Origin of the sequence: Campylobacter sp. FU_497, from assembly GCF_025772425.1 — a bacterium.
GTDB lineage: Bacteria > Campylobacterota > Campylobacteria > Campylobacterales > Campylobacteraceae > Campylobacter_D > Campylobacter_D lari_C.
Map to the genome: position 1 here is coordinate 18,534 of NZ_JAKMSC010000009.1, position 18,737 is coordinate 37,270.

The following is an 18,737-nucleotide window of genomic DNA, read 5'->3' on the forward strand; positions in this document are numbered from 1 at the left end:
AAGTAGAGTTATAATTGCAAAGATGTAAAAATAAGGAAAAATTATGGCTAAAAAGTTAATTGATGTAATGGATACCACATTTAGAGATGGTTTTCAATCTGTTTATGGTGCTAGAGTTTTAATGAATGACTTTTTTCCTGCCCTAGAAGCAGCTAAAGAAGCAGACATTAAACATTTTGAATTTGGCGGTGGAGCTAGATTTCAAAGCTTATTTTTTTATTTAAATGAAAATGCCTTTGAAATGATGGATAAATTTAGAGCCATCGTTGGAAAAGAAGCAAATTTGCAAACTCTTGCAAGAGGGGTTAATACTGTAGCACTTGATACAGGTAGTAAAGAAATTATTGACTTGCATGCAAAAATGTTTGCAAAACATGGCACAACTACCATAAGAAATTTTGATGCATTAAATGATGTAAATAATTTAAAATTTAGTGGAGAATGTATAGTTAAGCATGGTTTAAAACATGAAATTACTATTACTTTAATGGATTTACCTCCAAAATGTAAAGGCGCGCATGATGTGCCTTTTTATGAAAGAATTTTAAAAGAAATCCTACAAGCTCAAATTCCTTTTGATAGTATTTGTTTTAAAGACGCAAGTGGAACTTCAAATCCAAATAAAATTTATGAAGTTATTAAAATGGCTAGAAAAAACTTGCCTGAAAATATGCATATAAGATTACATACGCATGAAACTGCAGGGGTGAGTATAGCATGCTATTTAGCAGCTTTAGAGGCAGGTGTTGATGGTATAGATTTAGCTGCTGCTCCTGTTAGTGGTGGTACTTCTCAACCTGATATTTTAACCATGCTTCATGCTTTAAAAGGAAGTAATTTTGATCTTGGTTTGGATGAAGAAAAAATTTTAAAATACGAAGAAGCGCTAAAAGATTGTTTAAAAGATTATTTTTTACCACCTGAAGCAACAGCGGTAAACCCTTTAATACCTTTTTCGCCTATGCCAGGTGGAGCATTAACCGCTAATACACAAATGATGAGAGATAATAATATTTTAGATAAATTTCCTCAAGTTATAAAAGCCATGCAAGAAGTGGTAGAAAAAGGTGGTTATGGTACTTCGGTTACTCCTGTATCACAGTTTTATTTCCAACAAGCTTTTAATAATGTAATGTTTGGTCCTTGGAAAAAAATCGCAGATGGATATGGTAAGATGGTTTTAGGATATTTTGGAAAAACTCCCGTTGCTCCAGATTCTGAAGTAGTTAAGCTTGCAAGCGAGCAATTAAAATTAGAGCCAACTACAAAATTAGCCACAGATATTGCCGATGCAGATGAGAGTAAAAGTATAGCTTATATTAAAAACTTATTAGAAAAAGAAAATTTAGAAACAAGCGAAGAAAATATTTTTATCGTTGCAGCTTGTAAAGAAAAAGGCATAGCTTTCTTAAAAGGCGAAGCTAAGGTTAATGTTAGAAAGAATAGCAAATTAAAACCAAGTCTTGTTAATGAAAATCAATTTACCGTTTCAGTTAATGGTAATAAATACCATGTAGAAGTAAGTGCAGGTTTTGATAGAGATGTTAATGTTAAAAGTGCTGTAAAAGTAAGTAGTAACAACGCAGAAGCTAAAAAAGTCCAAGCGGGTGATAATGCTATCGTTGCAAGTATGAATGCAAATGTATTTAAAATTTTAGTCAAAGAAAATGATAGTGTAAAAGCAGGACAAGTCGTAGCTGTACTTGAGGCTATGAAAATGGAGATTGAAGTTAGCGCAAGTAAAGATGGAGAAATTGCAGAACTTTTAGTAAATGCCGGTGAGAGTGTAAGTGAAGGCCAGGCTTTAATGACTTATAAATAAGGAGGCAAAAATGATAGGTTTAGAAAATTTAGGTTTAGAAAATATCGGACAAGTTTTTCATAATCTTAGTTATGATGAGCTTCTAAAACATGAAAAAAACAACAATGAAGGTGTATGTACTAAAAATGGTACCTTTAGTGTGGATACGGGAATTTTTACCGGAAGAAGTCCTAAGGATAAATATTTTGTAAAACAAGATCCTTCACAAAAATATATTGCTTGGGGTAAGATTAATCAACCTATTAGTGAAGAATTATTTGAAAAACTTTTAGCAAAAGCTAAAAAGCAACTTAGTAATAGTGATATTTATATTCAAGATGCATATTGTGGAGCTTCATTAAAAAGTCGTAAAGCTGTGCGTTTTGTAACGCAAATTGCATGGCAAGCGCATTTTGTAAAAAATATGTTTATTCGTCCAAAAGAAGAAGATCTTAAAGAGTTTAAGCCTGATTTTGTGGTATATAATGCTTGTAAATGTGCGAATGAAGACTATAAAAAAGATGGTTTAAATTCAGAGGTTTTTGTTATTTTTAACATAGAAAAAAATATAGCAGTAATTGGTGGAACTTGGTATGGTGGAGAGATGAAAAAAGGAATTTTCTCTATGATGAATTACTGGCTTCCACTAGAAAATAAACTTTCTATGCATTGTAGTGCTAATGTTGGAGAAAAAGGTGATGTGGCGCTTTTCTTTGGACTTAGTGGCACAGGTAAAACCACTCTTTCAACCGATCCAAAAAGAAAATTAATAGGCGATGATGAGCATGGTTGGGATGATGAGGGTGTGTTTAATTTTGAAGGAGGTTGTTATGCAAAATGTATCAATCTTGATCCTCAAAGTGAGCCAGAAATTTATGGAGCTATAAAGCAAAATGCACTTTTAGAAAATGTAGTTTTAAAAGATGATTTAAGTGTTGATTTTAATGATGGTTCTAAAACTGAAAATACTAGAGTTTCTTACCCGATAGAACATATTTTAAATCATGAACCAAGTCTTAGCGCAGGTCATCCTAGTAATATCATTTTCCTTTCAGCGGATGCTTTTGGCGTTTTACCTCCGGTTAGTAAACTTAGTAAAGAACAAGCAATGTATTATTTTCTAAGTGGTTATACTGCTAAAGTAGCAGGAACTGAAAGAGGTATTACTGAGCCTGTTGCGACTTTTTCAGCTTGTTTTGGGGAAGTGTTTTTGCCATTACACCCAACTGTTTATGCAAAACTTTTGGGCGAAAAAATCAGCAAGCATAATGTGAATGTTTATCTAGTAAATACCGGTTGGAGCGGTGGAGCTTATGGTGTAGGCAAAAGAATGAGTATTAAAGCTACTAGAGCTTGCATTAATGCGATTTTAGATGGTAGCATACAAAATTGTGAGTTTGAAAACTATGATTTATTTAATCTTGCAGTTCCAAAAGAATTAGCAGGTGTAGAAAGTAAGCTATTAAATCCTATTAATACTTGGGAAGATAAAAAAGCTTATGAGGAAACCAAATTAAAGCTTGCGAAAATGTTTATAGAAAATTTCAAACGCTATGAAGATGTAAAAGAAGGAGCAGAATTTAAATTAGCTGGTCCTGCTATCTAAAAAGAGTTAAGCTCTTTTTAGAATAGTGATTCAGGGTTGATTTGGGCTTCTTTATTTTTTGGAAGCTCAAATCCACCTAACATATGAAAATGCAAATGAAAAACTTCTTGTCCGCTATTTTTTCCACAATTTGTGATTAATCTATATCCACTTTTATCAAGTCCTAAAAGAGTAGCTAATTCTTGAATGAATTGTGTCATTTCGCTCATTAATTCAGGTCTTAATTCTTGAAAGTTTTCAAAATGCTCTTTTGGAATGATTAAAATATGAATAGGTGCTTTAGGATTGATATCATGAAAAGCTAAAAATTTTTCACTTTCTAAAACTTTATTAGCAGGGATTTTTCCTTCTACGATTAGTTCAAATACGGTTTTTTCTCTCATTTAGTAGTCCTTTTTTTATTATTTTTGCTAATTTTAAATAATTTTACATTAGAATGTTTAAAAAAAATTTAGTTGGAGCTAAAATTGCAAGATATGATAGAAAAAATTGCTTCTGTAAATACTTTAGCAGAGCTTGAAAATATAAAAGTAAGTGTTTTAGGAAAAAAAGGTATTTTGACTTTAGAATTTGCAAAGTTAAAAGATTTGCAAGGTGAAGAAAAAAAAGAATTTGCCAATGGTTTAAATAAAACAAGAGATGAATTTAATGAAGCTTATCAAATAAAATTAAAAGAATTAGAAGAAAAAGCTTTAAATGAAAAAATGAAACAAGATGTGCAAGATTTTAGCTTTTTTGATGAAACTTCAAATGCAGGTGCTTTGCACCCAATCATGCAAACTATGGATAAAATCATAGAATATTTTACAGCTTTAAATTTCAGTATAGAAAAAGGGCCTTTGATCGAGGATGATTTTCATAATTTTGAAGCATTGAATTTACCACAAAATCATCCTGCAAGAGATATGCAAGATACTTTTTATTTTGAAGATAAAACCTTGCTTAGATCTCAAACTTCTCCAGTGCAAATTAGAACTATGCTATCTCAAAAACCACCTATTAGAATGATAGCACCAGGTGCAGTTTTTAGAAGAGATTTTGATATTACACATACGCCTATGTTTCATCAAGTAGAAGGACTTGTGGTAGAAGAAGGCGATAAGGTAAATTTTGCAAATTTAAAAGATATGCTAGAGCATTTTTTAAAACATATGTTTGGCGATGTAAAAGTGCGTTTTAGACCAAGCTTTTTTCCTTTTACAGAGCCATCTGCTGAAGTAGATATTTCTTGTGTGTTTTGTAAAGGTTGTGGATGTAGGGTTTGTAAGCAAACAGGATGGCTTGAAGTTTTAGGATGTGGCGTTGTTGACCCTAATGTTTATAAATTTGTTGGTTATAAAAATGTAAGTGGTTATGCTTTTGGTTTGGGTGTGGAGCGTTTTGCTATGCTTTTACATAAAATTCCTGATTTGCGTTCTATGTTTGAAGGTGATTTAAGATTATTGGAGCAATTTAGATGATTATTAGTAGAAATTGGTTAAATGAATGGATTGATTTAAGTGAAATATCAACACAAACTATAGTAAATACTTTAAATTCCATAGGATTAGAGGTTGATAGTTTCAAAAGTGTTAAAGCTCCCCAAAAAGTTGTAATAGGTAAGGTTTTAGAAAAAGTTAAACATGAAAATTCAGATAAATTGAATATTTGTAAAGTAGATGTTGGGAATGAAATCTTACAAATTGTTTGTGGTGCAAAAAATGTTGATAAAGATCAATTTGTAGCCGTATCTTTAGTAGGTGCAGTGCTTCCTAGCGGACTTGAGATAAAACCTGCCAAACTTAGAGGGGTTGAATCTATGGGTATGATTTGCTCTTCTAGTGAGCTTGGTTTTGGAAAAAGTAATGAAGGCATTATGGTTTTAGATGAAAGTATGGGAGAGTTAGTTTTAGGAAAAGCTCTTAATGAATATGATTTGTTTAATGATGAATTAATTGAAATAGAACTTACTCCAAATCGCGGGGATTGCTTGAGTTTATATGGTGTTGCTAGAGATTTAAGTGCAGCACTTGATTTAAATTTAAAAGAATTAAACCCTTTAAAAGAAAGTGAAAATAGCGTAGGTATAGGAAGAATACTAAGTGTTAAAAATCAAAGTGATGTTGAAGGATTTTTTGCTTATAAGGCACTAGAGATTAAAGAAGAATTTAAGTTAAATATCACGATACAAATTCGTCTTGCTTTGATTGAAGCATATAAAAATAACAACATAGAAAATCTTTTAACTTATGCAACTCATGCAAGTGGAGTGATTTTTTGTGCTTATGATTTTCATAAGCTTTGTCAAGATTGTCAAATTGATGAAAAGATTGTTTTAGAGATTAAAACTCAAGAGCATGGAGAGTATGGGGTTTATTATAAAGATGAGTTGATTGCTTTAGCAGGTATAGAGCAAGAAGATAAATTTAAAATTAATGATGAGAGTAAAATCATCATTATAGAAGCAAACTATACTCATCCTCAAACTATAGCAAATGCAATAGCCTTTTATAAAAAGAAAAATGATACTATATATCGTTCTTTAAGAGGCAGTGAGCCTAAGCTTTCTTTGGGAATGGAGTATTTATTTAATGAGTGCTTAAAAATTAGTGCAATGGGTGTTTTTTCAGGAAGCCAACAAGTTTTTAAAGAAAATGAAGCAAATATTATTGGGATTTTTGGTACAGAGATTGATAAAATCATTGGTATGCCTATAGATAAAAATAATTTAGTCAAAATTCTTAGAAAACTAGGCTTTGAAATAAGTGTGGTAAATGATGAACAATTTAATATTAAAATTCCACTTCACCGTAGTGATATAGTAAATATAGCTGATATTAGTGAAGAAATAGTAAGAATTATCGGTATTGATAATATCCCATCAAAAGCTTTAGAATTTAGAGAAAAAAATCGCTTAAATCAAGTATATTTTGATTATCAAGAGCTTAAAAATTTAAGATTAAAAGCAAGTAATAATGGATATTTTGAAAGTGTGCATTATGTTTTGGATAATGAAGAAGAATTAAGTCAGCTAGGATTTAAATGTATTAAAAACAAACTCATTAATCCTATTACTAACGAACTTAATACTTTAAGAAGTACTTTAATAAATCATCTTTTAAATGCAGTAAGCTTTAATCTAAGAAATTCAAAAAAGAAAATCAAGCTTTTTGAGTGTGGTAGTGTTTTTGATGAGTTTTCAAACGAGCATGCTAAATTTGCGATGATCTTTAGTGGTTACAAAGAAGAAGCTAAAATCACAAATAAGGCCAAACCTGTTTTGGTAGATTTTTATACCTTTTTAGCAGAATTAAAAAGCATTATAGGTGAGTTTAGTTTACAAAAATCAGAATATGCATTTTTAAGCCCATATGAACAAGCAAATGTATATAAAAATGGCAAGCGTATAGGGTTTATAGGTAGAGTGCATTTAAGTATAGAAAATGAAAGAGATTTGACTAAAACTTATATTTGCGAGCTTGATTTAGAAGGCTTAAAACAAGACTTTAAAACCGCTAAAGCTTATTCTAAATTTCCATCTATGAGCAGGGATTTAAGTATAGTTATACCTAAGGGTTTTGAATATGAAAAAATCAAACACACTATTGCTAAATTAGATATTGAAAGATTAGAAAGTTTTAGAGTGGTAGATTTATATACAGATGAGAATTTAGGCGATTTTTATAGCTTGACCATTAATTTAGTATTTAGAGATTTTGAAAAAACCTTAGAAGATAATATTATCCTTGAATATATTGATAAAATCATCAAAGCTTTAGATGATGAGCATGGTTTAAAACTTCGATGAAAATCAGTCCTATTGGTTCTTTTACAGCAGAGCTTGAAGATATAGCTTCTGATAAGTCTATATCTCATCGCTTTGCTATTTTTTCTTTACTCACTCAAGGAACTTGCAAAATTAAAAATTATTTAAAAGCACAAGATACTTTACATACTTTAGCAATTATTCAAGCTTTGGGAGCTGAGGTTGAAGAAATTGATGGATTAATTTGCATTAAAGCTCCAAAATATATAAAATCTCCAAATTGTGTTTTAGATTGTGGCAATTCAGGTACAGCTATGAGACTTTTAATAGGTCTTTTAAGTGCCATTGAAGATGAATTTTTTGTTCTTAGTGGGGATTGTTATTTAAATGCTAGGCCGATGAGGCGTGTAAGTGAGCCTTTGATGAGTTTAGGGGCTAAAATTTATGGAAGAGCTAATGCAAATTTAGCACCTATTTGTATACAAGGAGCTAAGTTGGATGGTTTTGATTTTAGTAGTAATATTGCTTCAGCTCAGGTAAAATCGGCTTTAATTTTAGCAGCTTTATTTGCCAAAAAAGAAAGTTATTTTAAAGAAATTGAGCTTTCAAGAGATCATAGTGAGATTATGCTTAATAAAATGGGAGCTTGTATTGAATATTTAAATGAGGAAAAAACTTTTATCAAAATAAATCCTTTAAAAGAAAAATTAAAAGCATTTGAAGTATGTGTGCCAAATGATCCATCATCGGCATTTTATTTTGCTTTAGCTGCTTGTATTTTACCTCATTCAAAAGTAGTTTTAAAAAATGTTTTGTTAAATAAAACACGCATTGAGGCCTTTAAAATTTTAGAAAAAATGGGTGCAAAAATCACTTATAATGTTATCAATGAAGATTTTGAAAGTATTGGAGAAATTTGCGTTGAAAGTGCGCCTTTAAAGGCGGTAAATGTGAGTGAAAATATCGCATGGTTGATTGATGAAATTCCAGCTTTGGCCATAGCTTTTGCTTGTGCAAAGGGAAAAAGCGTTATAAAAAATGCTAAAGAATTGCGCGTAAAAGAAAGCGATAGAATCAAATCAATTGTATTAAATTTGCAAAAATGTGGCATAAAGGTAAAAGAATTTGAAGATGGTTTCGAAGTAGAAGGTGGCGAAGCTAAAAGTGCTAAAATAGAAAGCTTTGGAGATCATAGAATTGCGATGAGTTTTTTAATTTTAGGTTTAAGATGTGGAATGGAAGTGGATGATAGTGAATGTATTAAAACTTCTTTTCCAAATTTTATTGAGATTTTAAAGCAAATAGGAGCTAAATTTGGAGATTGAACTAGCAAAAAGCTATGGATTTTGTTTTGGGGTAAAAAGAGCTATTAAAAAGGCTGAACAGATTAAAGATGCAGCTACCATAGGCCCTTTAATTCATAACAATGAAGAAATCACAAGACTTTGGAAAAATTATAATGTTAAAACATTAAATGATATCAATGAATTAAGCACAGAAAAAAAAGCTATCATTAGAACCCATGGTATTACAAAGCAAGATTTAGAAAAATTAAAACAAAAAGATATAGAAATTTTTGATGCAACTTGTCCTTTTGTGACTAAACCTCAAAAAATTTGTGAGCAAATGAGCAATGAAGGCTATGAAGTTGTAATTTTTGGAGATGAAAATCATCCTGAAGTAAAAGGGGTGAGAAGTTATGTAAGTACTAAGGCTTATGTAGTGCTTGATGAAAAAGAGTTGCTTGATATTAAATTGCCTTCTAAAATTGCAGTGGTATCACAAACTACAAAAAAGATAGAAAAATTTATGGAGATTGTGAATTTTTTAATGCTTAGAGTTAAAGAAGTGCGTGTTTTTAATACCATATGTGATGCGACTTTTAAAAATCAAGAAGCAATCAATGAGCTTGCTAAAAAAAGTGATGTAATGATAATAGTTGGAGGAAAAAATTCAGCTAATACTAAGCAACTTTTTTTAATAGCAAAAAATTACTGCGAGGATAGCTATTTAATCGAAAATGAAAAAGAAATTCAAAAAGAATGGTTTAGTGGCAAAGAAAAATGCGGTATTAGTGCAGGTGCTTCTACACCGGATTGGGTGATTGATTTGGTTTTGGAAAAAATCAAAGAATATACCAAAATTAACTAAGTTTAAAGAAAACAATACTATAATCAAGAATTAAAATTTAAAACAAAGGACCACGATGAGCGAGGTGAACAAAAAAGTTCAAAACAGACTAGAGGATATTATCATAGAAGAAGATTTTGAGCAAATGCTTGAAGAATCTTTTAAGTCTGATGAGGAGGCAACTACACAGGGTATAATTGTCGCGATTAAAGGCGATGAAGTATTTGTAAATGTAGGGCAAAAATCAGAAGGTATTTTAGCAATAGAAGAAATTCAAAACGACAAAGGCGAATTTATCTTCAAAGAAGGCGATGCATTAGAAGTTGCTATAGTGGGTTCTCGCGGTGGCAGATCTTTACTTTCTCATAAAAAAGCTTTAAGAAAGCAAAAAGTTAAAGAATTTATTGATAATTATAAAGATGATGAAAGTATGTTTGATGTGAAAATCATTGGTAAAAATAGAGGTGGCTTTGTGGCTGTGGATGAAAATGGAGTAGAATTTTTCTTGCCAAAATCACAAAGTAGCTTTAAAGATTCAAATAACATCATCAATAAAACTTTCAAAGTTAAAATCATCAAAATAGATAAAGAAGCTCAAAGTATAGTAGTTTCTAGAAAAAAAATAGTAGATGAAGAAAGAAAAAAACGCAAAGAGATTATCTCAAATGTGTTAAACCAAGAAGAAATTATAGAAGGCATTGTTAAAAAAATCACTACCTATGGTATGTTTGTTGATGTAGGCGGTGTTGATGGTTTGGTTCACTATAGTGAAATTTCTTACAAAGGGCCAGTAAATCCTAGTTCATTGTATAATGAGGGCGATAAGGTTCCTGTAAAAGTGATTAAATATGATAAAGATAAAAAACATCTTTCTTTATCTATCAAACTTGCTATGCCTGATCCTTGGGATGAAATTAAAGATGGTTTAGAGGTTGGTGACACTATTAAGGTTACAGTTTCAAATATAGAGCCATATGGTGCTTTTGTTGATTTGGGAAATGATATAGAAGGATTTTTACATATAAGTGAAATTTCTTGGGATAAAAATGCTAAAAATCCAAAAGATTATATTAGCGAAGGCCAAGAGCTTGATGTAGAAGTAATTGAGATTAATGCTAAAGAAAGAAGACTTAGAGTTTCTTTAAAAAATTTATTAGCAAAACCTTTTGATGAGTTTTTAAAATCACATAAAGTAGGTGATGTGGTAAAAGGTAGTGTTACTTCTGTGACTAATTTTGGTGCCTTTGTAAAAATTGCAAACTTAGAAGGTTTATTGCATAATGAAGACGCTTCATGGAATAGAAACGATAAATGCAAAGATATGTATAAAGTTGGTGATGTTATAGAAGTTAAAATCATCAAGCTTGACAAAGAAAATCAAAAAATTTCTTTAAGCACTAAAGAATTGCAAAAAAGTCCTGTACAAGTTTATGCACAAAAACACCAAGTGAATGATATTATCTCAGGAAAAATTAGAGATATTAAAGATTTTGGAGTTTTTGTAGAGCTTGAAGAGGGTGTTGATGCGCTAATCCACAAAGAAGATTTAGGTAATATTGATTTTTCAAGTTTAAAAGTAGGCGATACAATAGAAGCTTTAATTGTTTTCATTGATGAAAAGAAAAATAGAATTCGTTTAAGCGTAAAAAGTCTTGCAAGAATGAAAGAAAGAGAAGCGTTAAACGAAATCAATGATAATGATAAAGTAACTTTAGGTGATATTATCAAAGATCAACTTTTATAATAACAAATGAAAAAATATACCCTTTATGGTATTTTAGGCTTTTTAAGCCTAGCTTTGATTGTTGCTTTTGTTTTTATGGTGAGATATGTAAATGTTGGAAATTTACCTATCTCACAAAATGTTAAATATTCTTTTGATGAGATAAAAAAAGAATTGCCACAAACTTGGCAAGATAAGCTTTCAAATCTTAAAATTAATGATTTTTCTCCAGCAGCGAATGAATTTTATATGAGTTTTAATATGGATGATTCTGTGGTAAAACCAAAACAAAAATTTTATATGCTCGATGTAAATAAAAACGATGTTTATTCTATGTTTTGTTTAAAGCAAACTTTGCATTCTTTTTTTATCAAATACACTTTAACACAAAGCAAAGATGAAGTGGCAATTTATTTAGATACAAATAATGAAAAAGTTTTAAACGCACTGATCGACAAATTAAAAATTTACAACATAAATGCAAAATTAAAGGAGGTTTGGTTATGAAAAAAATTATTGTATGTGATGCAATATTAGACAAAGGTGTGGAGCTTTTAAGAAAAGCTGATGATGTAGAACTTATTGAAGCAGCGCATTTACCTAAAGATGAGCTTTTAACAAAATTAAGTGATGTAGATGTAGCTATTACTAGAAGTTCGACAGATGTGGATTTGAAATTTATCAATGCATGTTCTAATTTAAAAGCTTTAGTTAGAGCAGGTGTTGGGGTTGATAATGTTGATATAGATGAATGCTCTAAAAAAGGCATTATAGTTATGAATGTACCAACGGCTAATACTATAGCAGCAGTCGAACTTACTATGAATCATCTATTATGTTCTGCAAGATCTTTTGTAAATGCCCATAATTTTTTAAAAATACAAAGAAGATGGGAAAGAGAAAAGTGGTATGGTGTTGAACTTATGAACAAAACTTTAGGGGTAATAGGTTTTGGCAATATAGGTTCAAGAGTAGCTGTACGCGCAAAAGCTTTTGGTATGAAAGTTATAGCTTATGATCCTTATGTGGTAGCTTCTAAAATGACTGATTTGGGTATTGAATGTGTGAATTCTTTAGATACAATTTTAACTCAAAGTGATTTTATTACTATACATACACCAAAAACAAAAGAAACAACAGATATGATTTCTTTTGAAGAAATTTCTAAAATGAAAGATGGTGTAAGATTGATAAATTGCGCCAGAGGTGGTCTTTATAATGAAGATGCATTGTGTGAGGGGTTAAAAAGTGGTAAAATAGCTTGGCTTGGTATCGATGTGTTTAATAAAGAACCAGCAACTAATCATCCATTTTTAGACTTTGAAAATGTTTCTGTTACTTCTCATCTTGGTGCAAATACCTTAGAAAGTCAAGAAAATATAGCTATCCAAGCATGCGAGCAAGCTTTAAATGCCGCAAGAGGAATTTCTTATCCTAATGCTTTAAATTTACCAATTAAAACTGAAGATTTGCCAAGTTTTGTAGCGCCTTATATTGAGCTTATTTCTAAAATGGGCTTTTTGGCTGCTCAGCTTGATAAAACTCCTATTAAGGCTATTAAACTTGAGAGCGAAGGACAAATTAGTGAATATAATGAGTCTTTGCTAACTTTTGCAACAGTGAGTGTTTTAAGAGGAATTTTAGGTGAAAATATTAATTATATTAACGCACATTTTGTAGCTAAAGATAAGGGCGTGGAGCTTTCTTCTTGTATTTTACCAAGTAGTGGTTATAGTAATAAAATCACCATAAAGGTAATCACAGACAATTCTAACCTTTCTATTTCAGGAACTATTTTTGGTGAAAATGAACAAAGAATAGTAGAATTAAATGGTTTTGATGTAGATTTTAAACCAAAAGGGAAAATGATAATTTTAAATAACAATGATATACCAGGAGTTATTGCTAATGTTAGCGGAATTTTAGCTAAAAATAATGTCAATATAGCTGATTTTAGACTTGGTAGAAATGGCTTTGGAAAAGCTTTAGCTGTGATTTTGCTTGATGCAAAAATTTCAAAAGCTTTGCTTGAAGAATTAAGAGCAGTTGATGCTTGCATTTTTGCAGAATATGCAGAAATTTAAGGCTTTTTATAAGCCTTAATTGTTACAATTATTTTTTAATTTTAAAATTAAGGAAAATATATGGCTTCTTATGGAATGGGAGATTTAAAAAAAGGTTTAAAAATAGAAATTGATGGTATTCCTTTTAAAATCGTAGAATATCAACACGTAAAACCAGGAAAAGGTCCTGCTTTTGTACGTATTAAAATTAAATCTTTTATCGATGGTAAGGTTTTAGAAAAAACTTTCCATGCAGGAGATAAATGCGAATCTCCAAATTTAGAAGAAAAACAAATGCAATATCTATATGATGATGGTGAAAATTGTCAATTTATGGATACTCAAACTTATGAGCAAGTTGCAATTAGCGATGAAGATGTGGGTGAAGCTAAAAAATGGATGCTTGATGGAACCATGGTGGATGTTTTATTCCACAATGGAAAAGCAATAGGTGTGGAAGTGCCTCAAGTAATGGAACTTAAAATTATCGAAACAGCACCAAATTTCAAAGGTGACACTCAAGGCTCAAACAAAAAACCAGCTACTTTAGAAACAGGTGCAGTAGTGCAAATTCCTTTCCATGTACTAGAAGGAGAAGTAATCCGTGTTGATACTGTGCGTGGAGAGTATATAGAAAGAGCAAATAAATAATCCCTTATTTTAAGGGATTATAAAGTTCTTAATTTGTTAATCTCATCTCTAAGCATTGCTGCTTTCTCAAACTCAAGATTTTTAGCCGCTTCTAGCATTTGTTTTCTTAATTCTTTTACTATTTTGGCGCGTTCTTTTGCAGGCATTTTTTCAAGTTCTTTGCCTTTGCGATAAATTTCTCCTTGCTCAAGTTCATGTTTTAAACTTTCTTCTATATTTCTTTTTACTGAGGTTGGTGTGATGTTGTGCTTTTTATTATAAGCTTCTTGTAGGGTTCTTCTTTCATTAGTAGTATCGATAGCTTCTTGCATAGATTTTGTGATTTTTTTGGCAAAAAGTAAAACTTTCCCATTAACATTTCTAGCAGCACGCCCCATCGTTTGAATGAGTGCAGTGGTACTTCTTAAAAAGCCTTCTTTATCTGCATCCATAATGGCTATAAGAGAAACTTCAGGCAAGTCAAGTCCTTCTCTTAAAAGATTAATTCCGATTAAAATATCAAAAGCACCACTTCTTAAACCACGGATGATTTCATTACGCTCTATTGCGTCAATTTCTGAATGCATGTATTTTACTTTTAAGCCAAGTTCTAAGTAGTATTTACTAAGCTCTTCAGCCATTTTTTTAGTTAAAACGGTTATTAAAACTCTTTCATTACGCTCTATAACTTTTTTAGCTTCATCATATAAAATTTCTACTTGATTTTCACTATCTTTGATTTCTATTTTAGGATCTAAAAGCCCTGTTGGACGCATGATTTGATAAAAAATATTTTCTTTGCTTAATTCTAGTTCTAAAGGTGCAGGTGTGGCTGAAACAAATAAAAATTTACAATTTTTATTAATAAATTCATCAAACATCAAAGGTCTATTATCTAAGGCACTTGGCAAGCGAAAACCATAATCAACCAAAGTTTGCTTTCTGCTTCTATCCCCTGCAAACATTCCGCGAAATTGTGGCAAAGATACATGAGATTCATCTACAATGACTAAAAAATCTTGATTTTTAATGGCAAAATAATCAAAAAGCGTATAAGGTGTATCGCCGCTCTTAAGCCCTGTTAAATGCAAGGCATAATTTTCAACTCCTTTGCACATGCCAGTACTTTGAAGCATTTCAAGGTCAAATTCTACCCTTTGTTTTAGTCTTTGTGCTTCTACGAGTTTATTTTCATTTTCAAAATAAGCAAGGCGTTTATTTAATTCAGCTTTTATACCTTTTATAGCCTCTTTAAGTCTAGCTTCACCTACGCTAAATTGACTAGTTGGATAAAGTATAAATTTTTTTAAGTCTTTACCTTTTTTATTTTCTAAGATATTATAATGATACATCGCCTCAAGTTCATCGCCAAAAAATTCAAGTCTAATAGCTTCATCCTCATAATAAGCTGGATATATATCTACTATATCTCCATTGACTCTAAAATCAGCTCTGTCAAAGAAATTATCATTGCGTTTATAACCCATATCTACAAGTTTTTTTAAAAGTTCTTTTTGATTTATTTGCATATTAAGCTCTAAAATCAAAACCATACCCACATACTCACTTGGATTTCCCAAACCATAATTTGCTGAAACACTAGCTATGCAAATAACATCATCATAACTTAAAAGCGAAGCGCTTGCGCTTAATCTTAATCTTTCTAAATCTTCATTAGTGGAACTATCTTTTTCTATAAAAACATCCGTTCTTGGTATATAAGCTTCTGGTTGATAATAATCATAATAGCTTATAAAATACTCCACATGATTATTTGCAAAAAAACCTTTAAATTCACTATAAAGTTGCGCACATAAACTTTTATTGTGACTCATGATAAGAGTAGGCATGTTTAAGTTTTTAATGATATTTGCCATAGTGAAAGTTTTTCCACTACCTGTAACACCTAGTAAGGTTTGGTATTTATTACCCGCTTTAATGCTTTTTACTATACCATCAATGGCTTGTTTTTGATCAGGACTTGGTTTAAAATCACTAGTAAGTTCAAACATAAATTTTCCTAACTTGTATTTTTGCTAATTTTACACAAAATTTTTTGTAAAAATTTAAATTTTAAAACAAAAAGCTATGCAAAATTAAATTTTTTTTTGTTACAATTATGTGTTTAAAATACTCTAAATATAAAATCAATAAAGGCAAGAAAATATGTATGATGAAAGAATAATCAACACAATGACAGATAAAGTAAATGAGCTTTTGGCTAAATATAATGAAGTATGTGAAATAAATGAAAATTTAAGAAATGAATTAGTAAGTGTAAAAGCACAAAATGAAGCTAAAAATAATCAAATCGCGCGTTTAGAAGAAGAGCTTAAAAATAAAAATATTGAAAGTGAAGATGTGATCAAAAAAATAGAGGCAGTTCTTGGCAAACAATAACCAAAGAAAAGTTACAATTAATGTCTATGCAAAAGACTTTGTTGTAACATGCAGCAATGAATTTGCAAATCATCTTGAAGATGAAATTGCTTTAATTTCTGGAGGCACAGGCAAGATAGAGCTTGCAAATTTCATTAATGCTTTTGTGAAACTTAGCTACGAAAACTATATCTTAAAAAAAGAACTCAATAAACTTATCAATACTATCGATGAAGAAATAAAATAAATGCAAATAAAAAAAGCTTTTACTTTGATAGAGCTTGTTTTTTGTATGATGATTATTGCTATTCTTAGCGTAATTGCTTATCCGTATTTTTCTTTTGGAAAAAACGATGCTAAACTCATTCAAGTAAAAAGTGAGGTGGAGCTTATCAATGCTTCTTTGTCTTTACTTAGAAATCAGTTTTTATTTAAAGAAAGTAAGGATTTTCCAGCAATTTTAGATGAAGCTTTGATAAATAGTGAAAATCAAAAATTATTTGTATGTTCTAATTTTCAAAATCATAAAAATACAAAACAATGCACTTACAGCGTTTTAGAAAAACCAATCATTTCATCTAAAAAATCGTGGATGAAAACAACAAATACTCAATATAGATTTTTCATAAATACTAAAAATTACATAGATTTTTCTTATAATAGTGAAAAAGTTTTTTTAGAATGTGTGAGTTTAAATTGTAAGGATTATGGGTTTTGAACTTTTATCAACTTGCTATTAAAGGATATTATTTAGATACCTTAACTTATGAAAGTGAAGAAGAATTTGAAATTTTAGATGAGGTGGTAGTTGATCTTGCAAGGAAAAAAAATCTCAAAGCTATAATTTTACAAAAATGCTCAAATCCTGATTTTAAAACCCAAGCTATAAAAGAAAAAACAGGTTTTAAGCTAATGCAATACCAATACGAACTTGCTCAGTTTATTGCTTATTATTATGCTAGTAAAATAGCTTTTGTTTTGGGCATGTTTGAAAGCATTAAAGAGTATAAAAATGAAAAAATTCATATAGAAAAAACACCTATTTTAAGTAAAAACCAGCAAGAGGCTTTGGAATTTATAAAAACCAAACAAACTAGTTTGCTATTTGGTGATACAGGAAGTGGTAAAACTGAAATTTATATTAGCTTGATAAAAGAATATCTAGAGCAAGGAAAGCAGGTTTTGCTTTTAATGCCAGAAATCGCTCTAACTCCACAAATGCAAAAAAGATTAAAAGTGTATTTTGGCGAGCATTTTTTCTTGTGGCATTCTAAAATTACTAAGAAAAAAAAGCAAGAATGTTTGCAAGATTTAGCAAATTCAAAAGCTCTTTTAGTGGTGGGAGCTAGGTCGGCTTTGTTTTTGCCTTTTGAGAATTTAGGTTTGATTATTATTGATGAGGAGCATGATAATTCTTATAAAGCTTCTAATAATCCAAAAATCAATGCAAGAGATTTGGCTTTATTTATAGCAAAAAAAATGCATATAAAAGTTCTTTTAGGTTCTGCTACTCCAAGTGTTGTAAGTTTTTATAAACATCCTTGTTTTAGACTTAAAGGAACCTTTTTTGAAAGCAAAAAGCAGTTTTTGTATGATGAGAGTGAGCTTAGTGTTTCATCAAAATTGCTTTTAGAATTAAAAATTAGCTTAAGAAATAAAAAGCAAGCCGTGGTATTTTTACCTACAAGGGCAAATTTTAGACAAATTTTATGCAAAGAATGTGCTAATACCATTAAATGCCCTTTTTGTTCTATTGCTTTGAGTTTGCACAAAAATAAAAATGCATTAAAATGCCATTATTGTAATTTCACTAAAGAAATCGATCAAACCTGCCCAACTTGCAATGGAGTTATGCTTGAAGCTAAAAAAATGGGTACAGCAGAGCTTTGTGAGCTTTTAGAAAAAGAATTAGCCGAGTTTAATCCTATCATAAAAAGATTTGATAGTGATGAGATTAGCAGTGTAAAAAAGCTTGATATGATTTTAAAAGATTTTAACCAAGAAAAAATTGATATTTTAGTAGGCACTTCTATGCTTGCTAAAGGACATGATTATCATAATGTGGATTTGAGTGTGATTTTGGGGCTTGATGAGTACTTATTTAGACCTAATTTTAAAGCCTTAGAAGAGACTTTGGCTCTTGCTATGCAAGTAGCAGGTCGTGCAGGTCGAAAGGGTGAGGGTAGGGTGCTTTTGCAAACTAAGAATAGATCTTTTTTTGAAAAATATATACAAGATTATGATAGTTTTTTAAAAGATGAATTAAATGCTAGAAGTGAGCTTTACCCTCCATTTAAAAGACTTTTAAGGATAATTATTGAAGATGAGGATAAAAACAAAGCTTTAAATTTGTGTGAATTTATAGCTAATAAAGTTCAAGAATTAAAACAAGTGCAATTAGTAGGACATGGTGCTTGTGGCATTGAAATGCTAAATAAAAAATGGCGTTTTTATGTATTATTGCGTGCTAATACTCATCAAGAACTTGTAAAATTTGAGCATTTTGCTTTAAATTTTAAAAATATTACTTGCGATATAGATCCGGTTGACTTTTCTTAAAAAATATATTTATTTATAAATAATTATTATTTTATAATAAAAACAATATTTTATTTTTAATTTTAAATTTATTTTGATAAGAATATACTTTTTTAATTTCT

General features: G+C 30.3%; 16 protein-coding genes. 14 read left to right on the forward strand and 2 right to left on the reverse strand.

The annotated features are described in order from the left end of the window. The first annotated feature begins 43 nt into the window (after nucleotides 1-43). Nucleotides 44-1,822: a biotin/lipoyl-containing protein gene (locus L8W68_RS04985; protein WP_263675231.1), complete on the forward strand. Its 1,779-nt coding sequence runs from the start codon at nucleotides 44-46 to the stop codon at nucleotides 1,820-1,822. Nucleotides 1,823-1,832: 10 nt separating this feature from the next. Further along, nucleotides 1,833-3,407, forward strand: a complete 1,575-nt coding sequence (pckA, locus tag L8W68_RS04990; protein WP_263675232.1) for a phosphoenolpyruvate carboxykinase (ATP) — start codon at nucleotides 1,833-1,835, stop codon at nucleotides 3,405-3,407. A 17-nt stretch (nucleotides 3,408-3,424) separates the two neighbouring features. Here pckA and L8W68_RS04995 read toward each other — a convergent pair whose 3' ends face one another. After that, a complete protein-coding gene (locus L8W68_RS04995; RefSeq protein WP_263675233.1) occupies nucleotides 3,425-3,790 on the reverse strand; it encodes a histidine triad nucleotide-binding protein in 366 nt (121 codons plus the stop codon). Between the two features lie 84 nt (nucleotides 3,791-3,874). On the opposite strand from L8W68_RS04995, the gene pheS reads away from it, so the two are divergent. From pheS to efp, 8 genes are read left to right on the forward strand one after another with little or no spacing between them, the layout of a single operon-like run. Next, the gene (pheS, locus tag L8W68_RS05000; RefSeq protein WP_087699975.1) at nucleotides 3,875-4,867 is read left to right on the forward strand and encodes a phenylalanine--tRNA ligase subunit alpha; all 993 of its coding nucleotides are present in this window, start codon (nucleotides 3,875-3,877) and stop codon (nucleotides 4,865-4,867) included. After that, nucleotides 4,864-7,194, forward strand: coding sequence for a phenylalanine--tRNA ligase subunit beta (pheT, locus tag L8W68_RS05005; RefSeq protein ID WP_263675235.1), 2,331 nt, complete (start codon nucleotides 4,864-4,866; stop codon nucleotides 7,192-7,194). The genes pheS and pheT overlap by 4 nt, the downstream gene beginning before the upstream one ends. Continuing rightward, complete coding sequence (aroA, locus tag L8W68_RS05010; RefSeq protein WP_263675236.1) at nucleotides 7,191-8,477, forward strand: 3-phosphoshikimate 1-carboxyvinyltransferase; 1,287 nt, start codon at nucleotides 7,191-7,193, stop codon at nucleotides 8,475-8,477. Before pheT ends, aroA begins: the two co-directional genes overlap by 4 nt. Beyond that, entirely contained in the window at nucleotides 8,467-9,303 is an 837-nt protein-coding gene (locus tag L8W68_RS05015) for a 4-hydroxy-3-methylbut-2-enyl diphosphate reductase (RefSeq protein WP_263675237.1), read from the forward strand. Before aroA ends, L8W68_RS05015 begins: the two co-directional genes overlap by 11 nt. 55 nt (nucleotides 9,304-9,358) lie before the next feature. After that, on the forward strand, nucleotides 9,359-11,026 hold the full coding sequence (locus L8W68_RS05020) for a 30S ribosomal protein S1 (RefSeq protein ID WP_263675238.1): 1,668 nt from the start codon (nucleotides 9,359-9,361) through the stop codon (nucleotides 11,024-11,026). Nucleotides 11,027-11,032: 6 nt separating this feature from the next. Then, nucleotides 11,033-11,512, forward strand: coding sequence for a hypothetical protein (locus L8W68_RS05025; protein WP_263675239.1), 480 nt, complete (start codon nucleotides 11,033-11,035; stop codon nucleotides 11,510-11,512). After that, entirely contained in the window at nucleotides 11,509-13,089 is a 1,581-nt protein-coding gene (locus tag L8W68_RS05030) for an alpha-ketoglutarate reductase / D-3-phosphoglycerate dehydrogenase (RefSeq protein ID WP_039618935.1), read from the forward strand. Before L8W68_RS05025 ends, L8W68_RS05030 begins: the two co-directional genes overlap by 4 nt. 60 nt (nucleotides 13,090-13,149) lie before the next feature. Then, nucleotides 13,150-13,719 (forward strand): elongation factor P, encoded by a 570-nt coding sequence (gene efp, locus L8W68_RS05035; protein ID WP_039618934.1) that lies wholly within the window; start codon nucleotides 13,150-13,152, stop codon nucleotides 13,717-13,719. A gap of 17 nt (nucleotides 13,720-13,736) precedes the next feature. On the opposite strand, the gene uvrB is transcribed toward efp, so the two are convergent. Next, nucleotides 13,737-15,710, reverse strand: coding sequence for an excinuclease ABC subunit UvrB (gene uvrB, locus L8W68_RS05040; protein WP_263675240.1), 1,974 nt, complete (start codon nucleotides 15,708-15,710; stop codon nucleotides 13,737-13,739). Nucleotides 15,711-15,864: 154 nt separating this feature from the next. Here uvrB and L8W68_RS05045 point away from each other — a divergent pair, with 154 nt between their 5' ends. The 4 genes from L8W68_RS05045 to L8W68_RS05060 are packed head-to-tail and all read left to right on the forward strand — an operon-like array spanning nucleotide 15,865 to nucleotide 18,636. Beyond that, nucleotides 15,865-16,098 carry a hypothetical protein gene (locus L8W68_RS05045; protein WP_012661890.1) on the forward strand — a complete coding sequence of 78 codons (234 nt, stop codon included), beginning with the start codon at nucleotides 15,865-15,867 and terminating at the stop codon, nucleotides 16,096-16,098. Then, nucleotides 16,085-16,324 carry a hypothetical protein gene (locus L8W68_RS05050; protein WP_012661889.1) on the forward strand — a complete coding sequence of 80 codons (240 nt, stop codon included), beginning with the start codon at nucleotides 16,085-16,087 and terminating at the stop codon, nucleotides 16,322-16,324. The genes L8W68_RS05045 and L8W68_RS05050 overlap by 14 nt, the downstream gene beginning before the upstream one ends. Then, entirely contained in the window at nucleotides 16,325-16,795 is a 471-nt protein-coding gene (locus tag L8W68_RS05055) for a type II secretion system protein (RefSeq protein ID WP_263675241.1), read from the forward strand. After that, nucleotides 16,792-18,636 carry a primosomal protein N' gene (locus L8W68_RS05060; protein ID WP_263675242.1) on the forward strand — a complete coding sequence of 615 codons (1,845 nt, stop codon included), beginning with the start codon at nucleotides 16,792-16,794 and terminating at the stop codon, nucleotides 18,634-18,636. The genes L8W68_RS05055 and L8W68_RS05060 overlap by 4 nt, the downstream gene beginning before the upstream one ends. Nucleotides 18,637-18,737 lie beyond the last annotated feature (101 nt).

Bases quoted from the DNA above. Each gene is read 5' to 3' on its own strand.
- L8W68_RS05030 (WP_039618935.1), top strand. From the start codon at position 11,509: ATGAAAAAAATTATTGTATGTGATGCAATATTAGACAAAGGTGTGGAG.
- pckA (WP_263675232.1), top strand. From the start codon at position 1,833: ATGATAGGTTTAGAAAATTTAGGTTTAGAAAATATCGGACAAGTTTTT.
- L8W68_RS05045 (WP_012661890.1), top strand. From the start codon at position 15,865: ATGTATGATGAAAGAATAATCAACACAATGACAGATAAAGTAAATGAG.
- L8W68_RS05055 (WP_263675241.1), top strand. From the start codon at position 16,325: ATGCAAATAAAAAAAGCTTTTACTTTGATAGAGCTTGTTTTTTGTATG.
- L8W68_RS05020 (WP_263675238.1), top strand. From the start codon at position 9,359: ATGAGCGAGGTGAACAAAAAAGTTCAAAACAGACTAGAGGATATTATC.
- L8W68_RS04995 (WP_263675233.1), bottom strand. From the start codon at position 3,790: ATGAGAGAAAAAACCGTATTTGAACTAATCGTAGAAGGAAAAATCCCT.
- aroA (WP_263675236.1), top strand. From the start codon at position 7,191: ATGAAAATCAGTCCTATTGGTTCTTTTACAGCAGAGCTTGAAGATATA.
- L8W68_RS04985 (WP_263675231.1), top strand. From the start codon at position 44: ATGGCTAAAAAGTTAATTGATGTAATGGATACCACATTTAGAGATGGT.
- pheT (WP_263675235.1), top strand. From the start codon at position 4,864: ATGATTATTAGTAGAAATTGGTTAAATGAATGGATTGATTTAAGTGAA.
- uvrB (WP_263675240.1), bottom strand. From the start codon at position 15,710: ATGTTTGAACTTACTAGTGATTTTAAACCAAGTCCTGATCAAAAACAA.
- efp (WP_039618934.1), top strand. From the start codon at position 13,150: ATGGCTTCTTATGGAATGGGAGATTTAAAAAAAGGTTTAAAAATAGAA.
- L8W68_RS05025 (WP_263675239.1), top strand. From the start codon at position 11,033: ATGAAAAAATATACCCTTTATGGTATTTTAGGCTTTTTAAGCCTAGCT.